This is a genomic window from Colwellia sp., from assembly GCF_013215345.1.
Lineage (GTDB): Bacteria > Pseudomonadota > Gammaproteobacteria > Enterobacterales > Alteromonadaceae > Colwellia.
Window position 1 is genome coordinate 13,035 of record NZ_JABSOV010000018.1, and the last position, 17,713, is coordinate 30,747.

The 17,713-nt window shown below is 39.5% G+C and carries 17 protein-coding genes; 9 read left to right on the plus strand and 8 right to left on the minus strand.

Annotated elements, in window-relative coordinates; all coding sequences use genetic code 11:
* Positions 1-87 precede the first annotated feature (87 nt).
* Together HRT50_RS03870 and HRT50_RS03875 are read left to right on the plus strand one after the other, a co-directional pair.
* Positions 88-771 carry a pseudouridine synthase gene (locus HRT50_RS03870; protein ID WP_291611516.1) on the plus strand — a complete coding sequence of 228 codons (684 nt, stop codon included), beginning with the start codon at positions 88-90 and terminating at the stop codon, positions 769-771.
* Positions 772-845: 74 nt separating this feature from the next.
* Positions 846-1,805, plus strand: a complete 960-nt coding sequence (locus HRT50_RS03875; protein ID WP_291611518.1) for a DUF3530 family protein — start codon at positions 846-848, stop codon at positions 1,803-1,805.
* Positions 1,806-1,900: 95 nt separating this feature from the next.
* On the opposite strand, the gene djlA is transcribed toward HRT50_RS03875, so the two are convergent.
* Positions 1,901-2,716: a co-chaperone DjlA gene (gene djlA / locus HRT50_RS03880; protein ID WP_291611520.1), complete on the minus strand. Its 816-nt coding sequence runs from the start codon at positions 2,714-2,716 to the stop codon at positions 1,901-1,903.
* Positions 2,717-2,883: 167 nt separating this feature from the next.
* On the opposite strand from djlA, the gene HRT50_RS03885 reads away from it, so the two are divergent.
* The 7 genes from HRT50_RS03885 to HRT50_RS03915 all read left to right on the plus strand — a co-directional run bounded on the left by HRT50_RS03885 (position 2,884) and on the right by HRT50_RS03915 (position 12,289).
* Complete coding sequence (locus HRT50_RS03885) at positions 2,884-5,193, plus strand: LPS assembly protein LptD (RefSeq protein WP_291611522.1); 2,310 nt, start codon at positions 2,884-2,886, stop codon at positions 5,191-5,193.
* A 73-nt stretch (positions 5,194-5,266) separates the two neighbouring features.
* On the plus strand, positions 5,267-6,568 hold the full coding sequence (surA, locus tag HRT50_RS03890; RefSeq protein ID WP_291611524.1) for a peptidylprolyl isomerase SurA: 1,302 nt from the start codon (positions 5,267-5,269) through the stop codon (positions 6,566-6,568).
* Positions 6,568-7,548: a 4-hydroxythreonine-4-phosphate dehydrogenase PdxA gene (pdxA, locus tag HRT50_RS03895; protein WP_291611526.1), complete on the plus strand. Its 981-nt coding sequence runs from the start codon at positions 6,568-6,570 to the stop codon at positions 7,546-7,548. Before surA ends, pdxA begins: the two co-directional genes overlap by 1 nt.
* Positions 7,549-7,566: 18 nt before the next feature.
* On the plus strand, positions 7,567-8,472 hold the full coding sequence (gene rsmA, locus HRT50_RS03900; RefSeq protein ID WP_291611528.1) for a 16S rRNA (adenine(1518)-N(6)/adenine(1519)-N(6))-dimethyltransferase RsmA: 906 nt from the start codon (positions 7,567-7,569) through the stop codon (positions 8,470-8,472).
* A 269-nt stretch (positions 8,473-8,741) separates the two neighbouring features.
* Positions 8,742-9,593: a symmetrical bis(5'-nucleosyl)-tetraphosphatase gene (locus HRT50_RS03905; protein WP_291611530.1), complete on the plus strand. Its 852-nt coding sequence runs from the start codon at positions 8,742-8,744 to the stop codon at positions 9,591-9,593.
* 194 nt (positions 9,594-9,787) lie between these two features.
* On the plus strand, positions 9,788-11,806 hold the full coding sequence (locus HRT50_RS03910) for a methyl-accepting chemotaxis protein (protein WP_291611532.1): 2,019 nt from the start codon (positions 9,788-9,790) through the stop codon (positions 11,804-11,806).
* 276 nt (positions 11,807-12,082) lie between these two features.
* Complete coding sequence (locus HRT50_RS03915; RefSeq protein WP_057182578.1) at positions 12,083-12,289, plus strand: cold-shock protein; 207 nt, start codon at positions 12,083-12,085, stop codon at positions 12,287-12,289.
* 387 nt (positions 12,290-12,676) lie between these two features.
* Here HRT50_RS03915 and murA read toward each other — a convergent pair whose 3' ends face one another.
* From murA to mlaF, 7 genes are all read right to left on the minus strand, one after another.
* Positions 12,677-13,939 (minus strand): UDP-N-acetylglucosamine 1-carboxyvinyltransferase, encoded by a 1,263-nt coding sequence (gene murA, locus HRT50_RS03920; protein ID WP_291611538.1) that lies wholly within the window; start codon positions 13,937-13,939, stop codon positions 12,677-12,679.
* 111 nt (positions 13,940-14,050) lie between these two features.
* On the minus strand, positions 14,051-14,311 hold the full coding sequence (locus tag HRT50_RS03925; RefSeq protein WP_291611540.1) for a BolA/IbaG family iron-sulfur metabolism protein: 261 nt from the start codon (positions 14,309-14,311) through the stop codon (positions 14,051-14,053).
* Between the two features lie 32 nt (positions 14,312-14,343).
* On the minus strand, positions 14,344-14,646 hold the full coding sequence (locus HRT50_RS03930) for an STAS domain-containing protein (RefSeq protein WP_291611541.1): 303 nt from the start codon (positions 14,644-14,646) through the stop codon (positions 14,344-14,346).
* A gap of 3 nt (positions 14,647-14,649) precedes the next feature.
* Positions 14,650-15,435 carry an ABC transporter substrate-binding protein gene (locus tag HRT50_RS03935; RefSeq protein WP_291611543.1) on the minus strand — a complete coding sequence of 262 codons (786 nt, stop codon included), beginning with the start codon at positions 15,433-15,435 and terminating at the stop codon, positions 14,650-14,652.
* Positions 15,428-15,901, minus strand: a complete 474-nt coding sequence (gene mlaD / locus HRT50_RS03940) for an outer membrane lipid asymmetry maintenance protein MlaD (RefSeq protein WP_291611545.1) — start codon at positions 15,899-15,901, stop codon at positions 15,428-15,430. The genes HRT50_RS03935 and mlaD overlap by 8 nt, the downstream gene beginning before the upstream one ends.
* Before the next feature lie 67 nt (positions 15,902-15,968).
* Complete coding sequence (gene mlaE, locus HRT50_RS03945; protein WP_291611546.1) at positions 15,969-16,745, minus strand: lipid asymmetry maintenance ABC transporter permease subunit MlaE; 777 nt, start codon at positions 16,743-16,745, stop codon at positions 15,969-15,971.
* Positions 16,746-16,800: 55 nt separating this feature from the next.
* Positions 16,801-17,616: a phospholipid ABC transporter ATP-binding protein MlaF gene (mlaF, locus tag HRT50_RS03950; RefSeq protein ID WP_291611548.1), complete on the minus strand. Its 816-nt coding sequence runs from the start codon at positions 17,614-17,616 to the stop codon at positions 16,801-16,803.
* Positions 17,617-17,713 lie beyond the last annotated feature (97 nt).

Genomic DNA, 17,713 nt, shown 5'->3' on the forward strand with positions numbered 1-17,713 from the left:
GATTGCTATAACAGCAATTGTATTAAATTAATGACGCAGGGCTAGGTTGTATTAACCTTAGCTCTGCCATAAATTAATGAGAAAGTAATGAGCGCAAACCCCGATTTTACCTATTTACCTCCTATGTCACCTTACCTTGATATTATTTATCAAGATGATGATATTGTTGTCATAAATAAAGGCAGTGGCATTTTAAGTGTGCCCGGACGCTTGCCTGAGCACCAAGATTGTTTACAAAACCGTATACAAAGAGTATTGCCGACAGCAACTATAGTGCACCGATTAGATATGGCAACCTCCGGCATAATGATTATGGCATTGAACAAACCAGCACACGTTGTCATCAGCCGCCAATTTGAGCAGAGGAAAACCCAAAAAAGTTACCTTGCTCGAGTTTTTGGTTCGGTTGCGCAAGATGCAGGCAGTGTCGATTTACCCTTGATATGTGATTGGCCCAATAGACCAAAACAAAAAGTAGACCATGAAAACGGCAAACAATCATTAACCCATTATCGCGTGCTTAGCCGTAGTGATTCAACAGATGAACATGCAAGTACCTTACTTGAGTTAACACCTGTTACTGGCCGTTCACATCAACTTAGAGTACATATGCTCGCCTTAGGCCATCCTATTCTAGGGGATAGACTTTATGCTCCAGAGCCAGCATTAACAATGAGAAATAGATTACAGCTACATGCTTTGCAGTTAAGTTTGTTTCACCCAAGTACTGAGCAAGCCATTAGTTTTAACGCGCCTTGTCCATTTATTTAACGTTATTTCTTTCACGCTTTTTATTCTATAGTCGATATAAAGCGTGGGAAGTTTAGTCCGTAGAGGAAAGGTAATTGCAACAGATAAGTCTTGATAAAGAAATTCGAAGCACAAACAGTCAAAGGAAAGGCAGTTCAAAGTTATGGGCTTTACTTATCTGCTCGCTTATTTATATTTGCACAATCGCTCCCTCGGTTGCTGAAGAAAAAAAAGCTGATACTGCACAAGATAAATCTCAAAAGAAAGCTAATAGTGCAACAACAATAAAAGAACCGATCCCGTTAACCAAGCAATATAAAGCAGACCTCAAACACTACCTAGCAAGTGAACAAGTGAAACCTTTATTGGCAGGACCTGATGATTATCTAACGTTAGTGAAAAGGTATACTAGTGCTAATAGTAAAGGCGTGGCTATTTTATTACCTGAATGGCAGCAAGGAGCTACAAATCCAAAAGCGATCAACTTTTTACGTAATGCTTTACCTTCGCAAGGTTGGAGTACCATTGCCATACAACCTAGTAACAAACCAGACAATTATCCCTCGACGGCGATAACAGTTACCGAGCAGAAAAAAGAAAATGAATTAATACTTAAAGAGTATAAAAATAAACTTGGGGCAATGCTGAATGCAGTGATGAATACAGCAAAAGAATACCCGGGCATAGTGCTGGTCATTGCTCAGGGGAATAATGCCGCTTTATTGGTAGACTTATATAGTGAAACAGGTAATCAATTACCAAACGCGCTTATATTACTAAGTAGCTATAGAAAAAGTAATCAAGCTCTGACCAACAGCGTCAATGAAGAGTTTGCCCGCCAATTAGCCTTTACTGAACTACCAGTACTTGATCTATACCTTAAACACGATAACCCACTGGTATTAGCAAAAGCAGCACAAAGAAAATATTTTTCCCAACAAGAAATGAAAGTGTATTACCGCCAGCGCCAGCTCAATAACAATGTTACCGGCTATTACCCGGAAAAGGAGTTATTGAATCAAATCAATGGCTGGCTAAAAGCTATTGGTTGGTAAGCTCTCTGCACACAAGTACTAAGACTCTTCGGCTTTACTTTCTTCTTTATCTTTCTACTTTAGCTTTCTGCTTGAATTTCCTAACTTAATTGTGATTACTTTTGCTGTTTAACAATCACATCATAGGCTGCTTGAATATCTTGAGTTTTTTGTTTGGCACTTTCCATCATTTCTGGTGGTAGACCTTTGGCAATTAATTTATCAGGATGATGTTGAGACATTAATTTTTTATAAGCTTTTTTGATGGCAGGCATCGCTGTACCTTGCTCAATACCGAGTATTTTATAGGCATTGGCAAGTTGTTGTCCGCTAGTAGGTGCTTGCCCTCGCTGACGGTAGCCGCTTCCTTGCTGCTGAAAGTTAGCACCGGCAATAATCATTTCCAGCAAATTATCAAGCTCACGAGCTGAATAGCCTAGAAACTTAGCGATGGTATGCAGAACTGAACGCTCGGCACTATCTAACTCGCCGTCACTAAAAGCTACTTGAATTTGAATCTCCAAAAACATTAACAATAAGTCATGTCTATTGCCCATCAAACGCTTAAATTTTACCAGACGGTCTTTGAGCGGAAAGCCTGAGGACTTACCTTCCCGAAAGGCATCTTGAGCTTGCTGTCGTAATTCAGTACTTAATCCCAGTTTATCCATATAGGCACTAGCAAAAGCAATTTCATGGCTAGTCACCTGCCCTTTAGCTTTGGCTACATGGCCCATAACCGAAAAAGTGGTGTAGAAGAAGGCGGCTTGTCTAGAGATATCATCTTCTTTACCGCCAGATAAACCATTAAAATTAAACCCACGGCCACGATCAAAAATATGACCAAGCCAAAGGCCAAGTAAAGCACCAAATAAGCTTTTACTGAGCATAAAGCCAAATAAAAACCCTAAAATCTTACCCCAAATATGCATATTTTTGAGCATTCCTTATAATAATTTCTTGTTAACCGGTGAACTATGACAGAAGAATTGAGTCCAACTGAAAAAATTGCTATATCATAAAGCAATTAGCCGTTAAAATACTTGATTCACCATTAGAAAATAAATTTATAAAAACTTTACCCTTTATCGGACAATAAATGCTTTTTTCCCGTACATTGAATTTTACCTTAGTTGCGTTGCTGGCATGCTTATCTAAAGTCACGCAAGCGAACGCTGATATAAAAATCCCAGCGCCTGAAGCTCAAATAATGATATGCCCATTACCTGAGTTTGCTGATATTGCCATTGACATTCCGGAGGTCCTTGATGACAACATCCGTATTTCATCATTACATGCCAGTATTAAACAAGATCAAATAGCTCAATTTAACGGTTCGGTTATTTTGGTTGATAAAAGCCAAAGAATACTTGCCGACCAACTGGCCTTCGATCGATTAAAAATGCAAATAGAAGCAGTTGGCAATATTCATTACCAAGGCAAACAAATTAACATTTTTGCAGAGACCCTTAGTGCAAGTAAAGTAGATCGCGCCACTAAAATGACTTCTGCTTCATATCAACTCCAGGGTAACCCTGGCCACGGTACAGCAGGAAGTTTGTCCATTGATGGTGATGGCCTACTCAGTTTAGTGGACTCAACGTTTACTACTTGCTTGCAAGAAGTGCCTGACTGGCAAATCAAAGCCGCTGAGATTAATTTATCTGCCAGTGGCGATTTTGGTGAAGTTTACCATGCACAATTTAGAGTATTAGATGTACCTATACTTTATGTGCCCTACTTTTATTTTCCTCTTTCTAAAGAGCGACTGAGCGGATTTTTATATCCTCAAATAGACCAAAGCACCAATAATGGCTTTGAAGTTACCGCTCCGTTTTATCTCAATATTGCCGAAAATTATGATGCCACCATTACACCACGTTATATGTCTAAGCGTGGCTTGCAATTACAAACTGAATTCCGTTATTTAAATGACATGCAATCAGGGAAAATTGATTTTGAGTATTTAGATAATGACAAAGCAATAAAGTCTAATAACGATCCGCGTTATTTAGTCCGCTTTCAACATGTAGGTACTTTTTCTGACAACTTCCGCGCTTATATCGATTATACCACCATCAGTGATGATAATTATTTAGTCGATATTGGCAGCAAGCAATATAGCTCAAATGATGCTTACCTTTATCAAACGGGTGAGTTGGCTTACTTTAGTGAGCAATGGCAAGCGACAATGCAAGTACAAGATTTCGAAGTACTAGGTGACCATCAACCCAGTTATAAAACATTACCGCACATTGAATTATCAGCCCAGCAACCGTTAAACTTTTTAGCTGGACAATTTGAACTTTATTCTGAAATAACGAGTTTTCAGGCCTCAGAAAAAGATCAAGTCGAAGCAAATCGTTACCATATTGAGGCGGGTTTTATTTTCCCTATAATTAGACCTGCTTGGTTTATAAATTCTGAAATAAAAATAATGCACACTTATTATCAACAAGATAATATTACTCAAGGTAGTAACTTGGATGAGACTGTCGAACGAACCTTGCCGAAAGTGCGTCTTCATGGTGGTATTAATTTTGATAGAGAGCTAGTCGCTTTTGGGCAAAGTTACCGTCATACTTTAGAGCCACAGTTACAATACCTTTACGTGCCAGAAAAAGATCAATCAAATATTGGTTTATATGATACCACGCTATTACAAGACGACTTTCACGGTATTTTTAGAGATACTAATTACAGTGGTTTAGATAGAATAGCAGCAGCTAACCAGTATACCTGGGGGCTTACTAGCCGCTTACTTGATAAAGAAAACTTAGAAATAGTTCGAGTGAGTATTGGCCGCATTCAATATCTTGGTGATAAAAATACTGACCTTGCCAATGACCCCCTGTTAATTGATAATGACAGCATTAACGATAATCAGTCATCAGTCGCAGCTGACTTGTTTTATCGGGTTAATCATCAGTGGCAGGTAAGTGGCGATATTCAATACAATACCATCGAAGACTTTACCAACAAAGGTCAAGTCAAAGTTGATTATCAAATTGATAAATATAATCTTGTACAATTGAACCATCGCTATACTCGTAATGTCTCAGGAGATAGCTTAGAACAAGTTTCGCTATTAACTAGCTTCGCTATTGACAAAAACTGGGCCTTTGTCGGCCGTTTAACGCAAGATTTACAGCAAAATAGAAGTTTAGAATCATATGCAGGCTTTCAGTATGAAAGCTGTTGTTGGGCAGTACGTATTGCCTTTCATCGCCATATTAACTCTAATTTAGATCCTGCAAGCGCTCCAGACGGCCGAGAAGATTTTGATAAAGGTATTAGCTTCAAGTTCATCATTAAAGGATTAAATGGCAAGCAATCGGCCATAGGCACTCAAGAGATGTTTGATAAAAGTATCTTTGGTTATAAGCGCCCTTATTACTTACAAAATTAGTTTGCAAAATTAGCTTAAAAAATAGCATAATTCGAAAATTATAAATTATAAATTATAAAACAAGACCTAAATAATGAAAAATACCATAAAAACAATATTGTTAGTATCTAGCCTTATCGTTAGTGCTATAACCCCCGCTCACGCCAATGAGGAATTACTCGATAGAGTAGCAGCCATAGTTAATAGCGGTGTAGTACTTGAATCTGAAGTTAATGATTTACTTGCCAGCATAAAACAACAAGCTAAAAGTAATAACCAAGAACTACCATCGGATAAAGCTTTACGTATTCAGGTGATGGATAAATTAATTAATGACAGCCTGCTTAGCCAAATTGGCCAGCGCATGGGTATCCAAATTAGTGATGCTCAGCTGGATCAGACGCTAAATAATATGGCTAAAGACGATAAAATGACTTTAGCTCAATTTCGCCAAAAAGTGATTGATGAAGGTAGTAGCTATGAGAAATACCGAGAAAGTGTTCGTACTGAGTTAATCTCTGGCGAAGTAAGCCGTAATAGTGTTCAACGTCGGATCTTTGTCTCACCACAAGAAATTATTAACCTACTAGATATAATGAAACAACAACGCACTAATAATGTTGAATATCATTTAGGTCACATTTTAATTGAGTTTCCAGCTAACGCGAGTCAAGAGGACTTAGCAGCAGCAAAAACTCGCGCCGATAAAGTTGTTGAATTACTTAATGATGGCTCAGACTTTGCTAGAATAGCCATTACTTCATCAGGTGATGCTAATGCTTTAAAAGGTGGTGATTTGGGTTGGAAAAATATTAATGAAATGCCGACACTTTTCTCCGAGTTAATTAACGAAAAGCCTAAAGGTACTATTGTTGGCCCTATCCGTACCGGCTTAGGCTTCAGCATAGTTAAAGTACTGGACATCCGAGGACGAAAAATTGTTGAAGTCGAAGAAGTAAAAGCACGTCACATATTAATTAAACCTTCGATCATTTTAAGTGATGCAAAAGCACAGGACCTACTGCAAGGTTTCTTAAACAAAATTAACGCTGGAGAAGCCACTTTTGAAGATTTAGCTAAAGAGCACTCTGAAGGGCCGACGTCTGTACGTGGCGGTGATTTAGGCTGGGCAGATCCAACCAGCTACGATCCAGCCTTTAAAGATGCGTTAGCGTCAATGAAAAAAGGCGAACTACATAAACCATTCCGCTCATCTTTTGGCTGGCATATAATTCAGTTGAACGATCGCCGCATGGTTGATGCCACCTCACAAATGAATACAAATCGCGCTCATCAAATTCTCTTTAACCGTAAGTATGGTATGGAGAGTACTCGCTGGTTGAAAGAGACTCGAGATGAAGCCTACATTGAAATTTTCGAACAGGATGACAAGTAATGACTCATCGCATTGCAATTACGCCAGGCGAGCCTGCAGGTATAGGTCCCGATATAGTCATTAGTATCGCCCAGCGAGATTGGCCAGTAGAAATGGTGGTGATTACTTCAAAATCATTACTATTAGAGCGTGCAAAACTACTCTCTTTACCATTGACCATAATCGATTATGATCAGCATACTCCCGCAAGCCCACAAAAAGCTGGAAGTTTAACCGTGCTTGATGTCGAACTGGCTGAGCCCTCTATCCCTGGGACCTTAAACAGTGCCAACGGTGCTTATGTGGTAGAAACGTTGCGAATAGCCAGTGAAAAAAATATCTCTGGCGAATTCGATGCCATAGTTACTGGCCCAGTACATAAAGGCTTGATAAACAAAGCTGGCATTGCCTTTAGTGGTCATACTGAATACTTTGCTAATCAAGCTAATTGTACCGACGTGGTGATGATGCTGGCGACTGAAGGCTTAAGGGTCGCTTTAGTTACCACACATATACCGCTAGCCTATGTTGCTAAAGCTATAACGGCTGAACGTTTACAAAAAGTAACCCGTATTTTACACCAAGATTTACAAGAAAAATTTGGTATTAAATCACCTAAAATTTATGCCTGTGGCATCAATCCTCATGCCGGAGAAGACGGTCATTTAGGCCGTGAAGAAATTGACGTAATGGAGCCTGCCTTTGCCGAGCTTCGTGCCGATGGCATTGATATCATTGGTCCTTTGCCTGCGGATACCATTTTTCAAGAAAAGTACCTTGTTGAAGCGGATGCTATTTTAGCCATGTACCATGATCAAGGTCTGCCCGTGCTAAAATATAAAGGCTTTGGTTCATCGGTAAATATTACCCTTGGGCTACCTTTTATTCGCACTTCGGTCGACCATGGCACAGCACTAGATCTTGCTGGTACAGGTACCGCAGATTCAGGTAGTTTCATTGAAGCGATGCGCAATGCTATCAACTTAGCCAGTAACAAATAGATTAACAAAGAAAGAGTTATGAACGATAAAAAACATTTAGGTCACCAAGCCAAAAAACGCTTTGGACAAAACTTCCTCCATAATGAAGCTGTTATCAGTGATATTGTCGATGCTATTAATCCAGAGCCCGGTGAAAACCTTGTAGAAATTGGCCCTGGTTTAGGCGCATTAACTGAGCCAGTTATTGAACGAGCAGGTAAAATATCGGTAGTAGAATTAGATAGAGATCTAGCTCATAGACTGCGTCACCATCCTTTTATAGCCGATGACTTAACCATCTATGAAACAGATGCCTTGAAATTTGATTTTGCTCAGTTAGCTAGCGAAGAAAAGCCATTACGAATTTTTGGTAACTTACCTTATAACATTTCCACGCCACTAATATTTCACCTACTTACTTTCAAAGATAAAGTGAAAGATATGCACTTTATGCTGCAAAAAGAAGTGGTAGAGCGTATGGCGGCTGGCCCTCATTGTAAAGCCTATGGTCGTTTATCAATAATGACTCAATACCAGTGCCAAGTATTCCCAGTGATGGAAATTGGTCCAGAAGCCTTTAAACCCGCACCGAAAGTTGATTCTGCCATTGTTCGGTTGATCCCGCACGAACATATTGCTAACCCTGTTAAAGATATCAAGGCCTTAAATACTATTTGTTTAGCCGCCTTTGGTCAGCGCAGAAAAACTATTCGTAATAGTTTTAAGAACTTAGTTAGCGTAGCGCAGTTAGCTGAATTAAATATTGATGCTAATTTACGCCCAGAAAACCTAAGTATTGATGAATATATAAAGCTTGCCAACTTTATTGTTGATAACCCACCCGAGGTTGCGCCAGTAAAAGAAAAAAGACACATGTCAAAAAGCAGACTCGCTCAACGTGCTAAAAACGATTTAAATAAGGGCTCTGCGCCAGAAGCAGAGTAATACCAATTTGACTCAGTTTTTTCCCACTCAGAGCTTATCAGCGGTTTGAGAACAAATTGAATTTTTTACATTATAGTTATTTCTATATGAAAGAAATTCAGTGCGGTTATCGAGTCGCTGACAAACTCCCGAAGGGCGAGTTTAAAAGGCTGACATCCTACGTTATTGATTTTGATAAGGGAATAACCATTCTCTTCAATCAATGCCTTGCCTCTAAACCTTTTAACTCTCGCTGAGTGAAAAGAAACTAAATCAAAATGGTATAGCTTATGGCGATCTATCTGGTAGGTGATATACAAGGTTGTTTTAACGAATTAACGGCTCTGTTAGTGCAAGTTAATTTTGATGACAAGAAAGATACCCTCTACCTTGCGGGCGACTTAGTCGCTCGCGGCCCTGATTCTTTAAAAACCTTACGCTTAGTAAAGTCTCTTGGTGAAAGTGCCAAGGTTGTCTTAGGCAATCACGATTTACATCTATTAGCGGTTTATGCTGGCATTAAAAAAGCAAAAAAGTCAGATCATTTAGCGGCACTATTGGCTGCTGATGATATTGATGACTTGATGGACTGGCTCGCGGCGCAACCTTTATTACAAAAAATACCCCAGCTTAATTCTCAAGCAGAACAGCAAAACATAACTAATGATGCCTACATGAGTCATGCGGGAATATCCCCACAATGGCAACTAGCCGATGCCATAGAGCAAGCTCAGTTTGTCCACTCTAAACTTGCCAGTAGTGAGCGTAATACCTGGTTAGCACTAATGTATGGCGAAGAACCTAATAGTTGGCGACAAGTAAAAAGTGAAATTGACAAGTTTCGTTTCAGTATTAATGCCTTTACCCGTATGCGCTATTGCTTTAGTGATGGTTCTCTAGAGTTTACCCAAAAAGAATCTCCTGATGATATTAATGTTAGCGGCATAGTGCCATGGTATGAGTTATCACATACTATCAAGGATACTGCTTGGGTTTTTGGTCATTGGGCTTCGTTAATGGGCCAATGTTCACACACTAATATTTATCCCTTAGATACCGGGTGTGTCTGGGGGAATCAATTGACCATGCTACGCTGGCATGATAAAAAACACTTCAGTCAAGCGGCAATACTGAGCATATAGAATAATAAAGAATTTTATATCAGATAAAAACAAAGAATCCATAGCGGATATATTTTCACTTAGTATAATGTTAACAGTAGTTGGAAATAAAATTAAATATTTCCTATTGCGCGCCGATACAAGCTAAACTTGATAAATATCAAAACAAATTAACGTATTAACTAGGCAAGTAGCCTACCAATTGGGTGGATTCTATGAATTTAACTGTAGCTGTAAAAATTATTGGTGGCTTTGCCATTATTTCAATTTTACTGGTAGTAATTAGTATCATATCGCTATCGAACTTAGATACTATAAGTGAGGCCACTCAGCAACAAAATACTTTGGCAATCCCAACCCTTAAAGCCAGTAATAAACTTGCCCTTGAATTGAGCCAAATGAGTAATTTAACTTTAGAAGGTTACTATCTAACAGATCTTAATCTGTTAGCTCAACAGCTGAGAGATTATAAGAAAATCAATAGTCTTTTCTCAAAAGGATTATCAGAGCTTAAACAGATTGTTGCTACAGAGCAAAATTTGTTAGCAAACTTGGGACAGGTAGACAATCTTTCCGCTAATTTTCACCGTGCTGGCCTTGGTTTATTTAGTAGCCATAAAACAAGTATCGAACAACAGCAACAATTAATAGAAAAAGTAGATACTTTAGAAGAGCAAGCTGATGACACAGTGATGTTACTTTTAGATTTAGCAGATCATGATTTAGCAGACACTAAACTTCAGCGCGCTATAAGTTTGAGCGAGCATTTAGAAAACCAATTTAACTCCATAGTCTCTTCCTCATTTGAATACCGAGATATCCTCGATGCAAGTACCGCCAAACTCATCGAAAGTGAACTTTCACGCAGCCTAAGTGAAGCAAACAAGTCTGTAGACGATATCATCTCTGAATTAGATACCCATGATATCAGCGACATTTCACAGCAAGTCAGCCTTGCCTTTAACAAAATCCAAGCACTTTTATCTCGAGAAGATGGCATTCTTGCTCATAAAACAGCGCAACTTGCCGCCAATAAAAAAGCAGCTCGTATGCTCAAACAAGAAGAGCTATCGGCTAAACAAGTTAATAGCGCTTTAGAAAAACAAATTGAGTTAGCTAATCAAACTACCATCAAAGCAAGTCAGTTGATAGAAGACGCTGTGAGTAGTGGTAATACCCAAACAACAATTATCATGCTTATCTCAATTGTTGTCGCCCTATTTATTGCTAGAGCAACGCTTATCGGTATTACTCGTCCACTAGCTCGCGTTAATGAAATGCTTAATATTGTTGCCTCTGGTGACCTTTCAATGAAACTTGATGAAAGTGGCACTGATGAATTTGCTCAGTTATCAAGAAACTGCAACTTATTGATTGATAGTTTACGTAACCTGATCGAAAGTATTGTTAATCGCTCCGCCCAACTGGCTGCCGCCGCAGAGCAAACATCTGCAGTTACCGCGCAAAGTACCACGGCAATTGAAGAGCAACGCAATCAAGTAGAACAAGCCGCTTCTGCCACGACAGAAATGAGCAGTACCGCTCAAAGCGTGCTGGCAAGTGCTAATGATGCCTTGAGCGAAATAAAGCATGCCGATGACGAAGCCGAGCGTGTTAAAGTTATTTCAGCGCGAAACCGCCAGACGATAGAATTATTAGCCAGTGAGGTTGACTCAGCATCTCAGGTTATCAATCAATTACAGCAAGACAGTGCTTCAATTGGTGGCATTTTAGATGTAATTCGTGGAATTGCCGAACAAACAAACTTACTAGCTTTGAATGCGGCCATTGAGGCAGCTCGAGCGGGTGAACAAGGTCGAGGCTTTGCCGTAGTTGCTGATGAAGTACGAACATTAGCGAGCAGAACTCAAGAGTCGACTTCAGAAATTCAAACCATGATAGAGGCGCTACAAACCGGCGCAGGTAAAGCGGTAACGGTAATGGATGCCGGTAAAGCTAAAGCCAGTGACTGTGTCAGCCAAAGCGAAGAAGCAGATCAAGCACTAGAAGTCATTACCCATGCAGTACATGAGGCATTTGATCGCAGTACACAAATTGCTACGGCAGCCGAAGAGCAAAGTGTTGTCGCCCATGAAATTAGTGAAAACCTTGAGTCTATTGTGACTATTGCCGAGCAAACCACTGCTGGCTCGCAACAAACTGCAGCATCAAGCAGTGAGGTTGCTCGTTTAGCGGAAGAACTACAACAATCGGTGCAAGAGTTTAAATTATAAGGATAAACATAAGCTGTAAGTATAATATTCTAATTTACTTGCAGCTTAAAACACACTTATGGTTGACATATGACGCGCTAACTATATAATGCCCCCAGCTTGAAGTTAGTTTATTTTTTTGTACACCATTTCGATGTTATCTCATGCTTACCTTAGATAAGATATCTGTAACACGTCCTGATTTATAAGTAATAGCAACTCTTTTTAGCAAACCCGCGAGCTACTTGCATAAGCAATTAGCAGCACAATTACTCTTAAATATTTATAGGATACATTATGTCTACTACTACTGGTACAGTAAAATGGTTTAACGAAGCTAAAGGTTTTGGTTTTATCGAGCAAGAAAACGGTCCAGACGTTTTTGCTCATTTCAACGCTATCGTTGGTGACGGTTTCAAAACTCTTGCTGAAGGTCAAAAAGTTGAATTTACAGTTACTGAAGGTCAAAAAGGCCCTCAAGCTGAAAACATCGTTGCTCTTTAATTAGCACTTGTTAAGTTAGCTATCAGCTAACTTACATTAGATGTTTGAAAAAGGACATTCCTGTAAAGGATGTCCTTTTTTATTGCCTTTAATTTATGCCTTTAAAAATTTAGCTCTCAAACAGATCCCTTCAATACAACTAATTAACTTAAGCTATACTCTTCTCAGTATCTGACCACGTCTCTGTATATAGCCTTAACTACTAGGGAAAATTTTTAAGTACTTTGTAACCATACAAGATTCTAACCTCCATAATAATCTCTGCAACTTTTATTTTATGCACTTTCTGCAGACACAAAAAAGGCCAGAACTTTTGCAAGTACTAGCCTTTATAGTTTTTTAATTAACACTGCCACTAGCGGTATTAATTAAAACCCTAGTGGATAATTAATCCACTTTAAAACGGATAATATCAGCGCCTAAGCCTTGCAACTTTCCTTCGATACAAAGGTAGCCACGATCGATATGATAGATACGATCAACTTGGGTAGGTGATTTAGCCACTAAACCTGCAATTACCAGGCTTGCTGAAGCACGTAAATCTGTCGCCATCACTTGTGCACCATTAAGGCTAGTAACACCCTTAACTATCGCAGTATTACCTTCTAGCGTGATATCAGCGCCCATACGTTGTAATTCTGGAACATGCATAAAGCGATTTTCGAAAATAGTCTCGATAACGGTTGCAGTACCTTCAGCCAAAACATTCATGGTCATGAATTGTGCTTGCATATCGGTAGGAAACGCCGGATGTGGTGCCGTTCTAACATTTACCGCTTTCGCCGGTGCTGTCATTTCAAGCTCAATCCAATCTTTACCAGTAGTGATTTTAGCGCCTGCTTCTTGCAACTTGCTTAACACTGCCTCTAATGCAGTAGGGTCGGTATTTAAACACTTGATATGGCCTTGAGTAACGGCAGCAGCCACTAAAAATGTACCTGTTTCTATACGGTCAGGCATCACTGTGTACTCTGAGCCCTTCAGCTCACTCACACCCTCAATAGTTAAAGTATCACTACCAGCACCAGTAATTTTAGCACCCATACTTGTTAAACAATTAGCTAGATCAACAATTTCAGGTTCACGCGCCGCATTTTCAATGACGGTGGTACCTTCGGCTAACGCTGCTGCCATCATTAAGTTTTCTGTGCCGGTTACACTAACCGTATCCATAAAAATAGTGGCACCAGTTAAGCGACCTTCTTTTTTGGCAACTATATAACCGTCTTCAACGGTAATATCGGCACCCATCAGTTTTAAACCTTGAATATGAAGATTTACCGGTCTTGCGCCTATAGCACAACCACCTGGTAAAGAAACCTCAGCATGACCCATACGCGCAAGTAAAGGACCAAGTACTAAGATTGAAGCACGCATAGTTTTAACTAAATCATAAGGTGCGCGACAAGTATCAATAGTACTAGCATCGATCATTAATTTGTCTTCGCTAAGCCACTCACTTTTAGCGCCTAGCTGACCCAATAACTTAACCGTAGTTAAAATATCATTAAGCTGAGGTACATTACTAAAAACGATCGGCGTTTTAGATAACAATGCCGACATTAAGATAGGAAGAGCTGCGTTTTTTGCCCCAGAGATCACGACATCGCCGCGAAGTGGATTACCACCAATAACTTTAAATGCGTCCAAAATAACTACTACTTACTTAAAATGATGAAACAATATTCAGCCAGTATACACAAAAATGCCCAGCATTAAAAAGCTAGGCATTAAAAATACAATTAAGTAACAACTTAACCATTAATTAAATAATTTATCACGCTGCCATTGCGCCTTATTAAAGGTTTTCACGGTTACGGCGTGAATTGTGCCGTCTTTTATAATATCAGCTAACGGCTTAAGCACAGCTTGTTGACGCTTGACGCGGCTTAAGTCATCAAACATATCACTCACTGCATTAATACGGCATTGTGAGCCATCAAATTTCACATGCACTTCATCAAGTTCTAGTGCGTCATTAATCAGTTTACTTACTAATTCTTCAATTTCTTTAACTTCCAAGGGAGTCTCCTATGTACGTTATTTTATGGTTACTAATCAGATGCTAAGGGCAATAAACCGTCCACACCACTTAAACTAATTAGTTTAGTTAATTTCTCAGGAACATTACTAAAGCTTAATTCGCAGCTATGATGAGATGCCTGCTCCAAAAGGTAAAACAACCAAGCAAGTCCAGCCGTATCGGCCTTGTTCACTTGGCTTAGGTCAACGTTCACCGCACCATGGGCAAACCAGTTAACATAGGCATTTTTTTTAATTTCGGCGACACTATGACGGGTTAATTCCCCCGCAATAGCAAGAGTACCATGATTTAGAACTATATTCGCTTTACTCACGATTTACCCTTGCTGTGCTTTTTTTGCAGTTGCGCCACTGTCTTTAGCTGCACGACTTTTAAATACAATGTCTCGAGTGCTTTTTCTTTTTAATAATTCAGTCACATAAGGTAGGCCCTTTTGCCTAATGATACTACCTAACTCGGCTTGCTTTGAGTCAAGTAAACTTATGCCTTCTGCCACCATATCAAATGCTTGCCACTCTTTAGTTTTTTTATTAAGTCTAACTTTGAAAGCAACATTAATATTAGCTCTACCTGGCATGATAATGCGAGTATTCACCGCAACGATTCTTTTACCCTCATAAGACTTTTCAGGGGAAAACTCCACCGCTTGATTATCATATAAAGTAAAGACTTGTGCATAAGAGCTCACTAAGTATTCACGAAAAACCGGTACAAACGCGCGACGTTCAGCGTCGGTTGTTTTCTTTAAATGCTTACCAATAACCTTAAAAGCAGAATATTTATGATTGATATAAGGCATAAGCTCTTCACGAACTATATCTTTTAGCAAATTGGGATTTGCTTGGATAGCTTGTTGCTCGGCAGCAAAGCGCTTAAAGGTCTGCTCGGCAGCACCTCGTACCATGTTATAAGGATTACTTTGGTCAACAATAAGTCGAGTAGGCTGCGAAGAGAGATTAGTAGCCTCTGCAGGTAACTTAGTTGCTACTTCTGTATTAGCCATAGCCGTATTATTCAGTAACAGGCCTAAAACTAAGCCTGCAAAAATATTACTGTTGCGCTTACCTATATATAGCTTACTTATATTCACTAACTTATTCATCACCACTTCCTTGGCTAAATAAAAACTGTCCAATTAACTCTTCTAATACTAAGGCTGGCTTAGTATCTTCAATGAAATCACCTGCTTGCAAAGTATCAACCGACTCATCGACAAAGCCTGGTTGCACACCTAAATATTGTTCGCCTAATAAGCCGGCAGTTAATATTGCCACAGAAGTAGCCTCTGATAACTTATTGTATTGAATATAAATATCAAGAGTGACTACGGGTGTATAGTCTTCGTCGTCTAACGATATATCGCTGACACGGCCGACAACAACGCCACCAATTTTAATCGGCGAACGTACTTTCAAACCGCCAATATTATCGAACTTAGCAAAAAGCTGATAACTTTCACTACCCCCGCCAAGACCTGCATCTGCAACTTTTAACGACAACATTAATAAGGCAGCTATGCCTAATGCAACAAAAAAACCTACTAATAACTCTACTTTCTTAGACACCATGTCTTTCACCAACGCCTTGTAATAAAAAATTCAATATAAACATCTGACTGATTAACTATTTCCGTGATTATTTTACGAACATTAACGCCGTTAAAATAAAATCTAGACACAAAACCCATAATGATGATTGTACCACAGTAGAGGTAGTTGCCCGACTAATGCCCTCAGAGGTTGGCTCACAATCATAACCTTTGTATACCGCTATCCACATCACTACAAAAGCAAAGACGACACTTTTGATTACGCCGTTGAGGATATCTTTTTCAAAATCGACTTGATCTTGCATCACTGACCAAAAGGTTCCGCCATCAACACCCAACCAATCAACACCAACGACGTAAGCACCGAGTATGCCCACCATTGAGAAAATAGCGGCCAATAAAGGTAAACTAATAAAACCGGCCCAAAAGCGTGGCGCAATAATTCGTCTTAACGGATCAATAGCCATCATCTCTAAGCTTGATAATTGCTCAGTAGCTTTCATTAAACCTATTTCAGCTGTTAGAGCAGAGCCTGCTCGGCCAGCAAATAATAACGCAGCAACCACAGGACCAAGCTCTCGTAATAACGACAGCGCAACCATAGGACCTAAGCTAGCTTCTGCGCCATAGCCGACAAGAATAGTATAGCCTTGTAAAGCTAACACCATACCTATAAACGTACCCGAGACGATAATTATCAATAAAGATAAAACACCGACACTATAAAGCTGCTGGATAAGTAAAGGTGTACCCTTCCTTATATTAGGCACATGCATTAACGCTGATACCAACAAAATTACTGCGCGTCCTAAACCACTTATCATGCTAAGGGTTTTTTTACCTAAATAATGTAACTGCTGCACTAGTTAACGCCTCGAATTTTACGACTTCGAATAAGGTTCATTTACTCACTATCCCTTAAGATATTTTAATAAGTTCATCACGATAAGCTGGAGCTTCATAATGAAAAGGTACTGGACCATCAGCTTCACCTTGTACAAACTGCTGTACCAAAGGCGAGGTATCTTGGCGTATTTGCTCTGGGGTACCATGACCAATGATTTTCTTTTCCGCTACAATATAAATATAATCAGCGATACTCATAACTTCGGGAACATCATGTGAAACGACCACTGAAGTTAATCCTAACGCGTCACTTAATGAACGTATTAATCGCACTATAACCCCCATTGAAATAGGGTCTTGGCCAGCAAAGGGCTCATCATACAAGATCAGCTCGGGATCCAAAGCGATTGCGCGTGCTAATGCTACTCGACGAGCCATACCGCCAGAAAGTTCACTAGGCTGTAGATGCCTTGCACCACGTAAGCCAACGGCTTCTAGCTTCATTAATACTATTTTTTCAATGATGGCTTCAGATAATTTGGTGTGTTCTCGAATGGGGAAGGCTATATTGTCAAAAACATTCATATCGGTAAATAAGGCGCCACTTTGAAAAAGCATACTCATATGTTTACGTGCTTCATATAACTCGCTACGTGATAGCAAAGGTATGTTTTTGCCAGCAAAGAGTATTTTACCACTTTCTGGTTTTATTTGACCGCCAATTAAACGCAGCAAGGTTGTTTTGCCTATACCACTGGGTCCCATGATTGCGGTCACTTTTCCTTTCGGAATAGACAAGCTGAGATCGTCAAAGATAACTCGCTCACCCCGTTTAAAGGTTAGGTTTTCAATTTCAACCAAATTTTCTTCAGATGCAGGCTTTGTCATTATTCAACGTCACTGTTAATTTATTGCCGCAGACCATTAGACTAAGTCCGCAATATAATTTCTTTAGTAGCCGATGATTTTACCTGAGCCATAACAA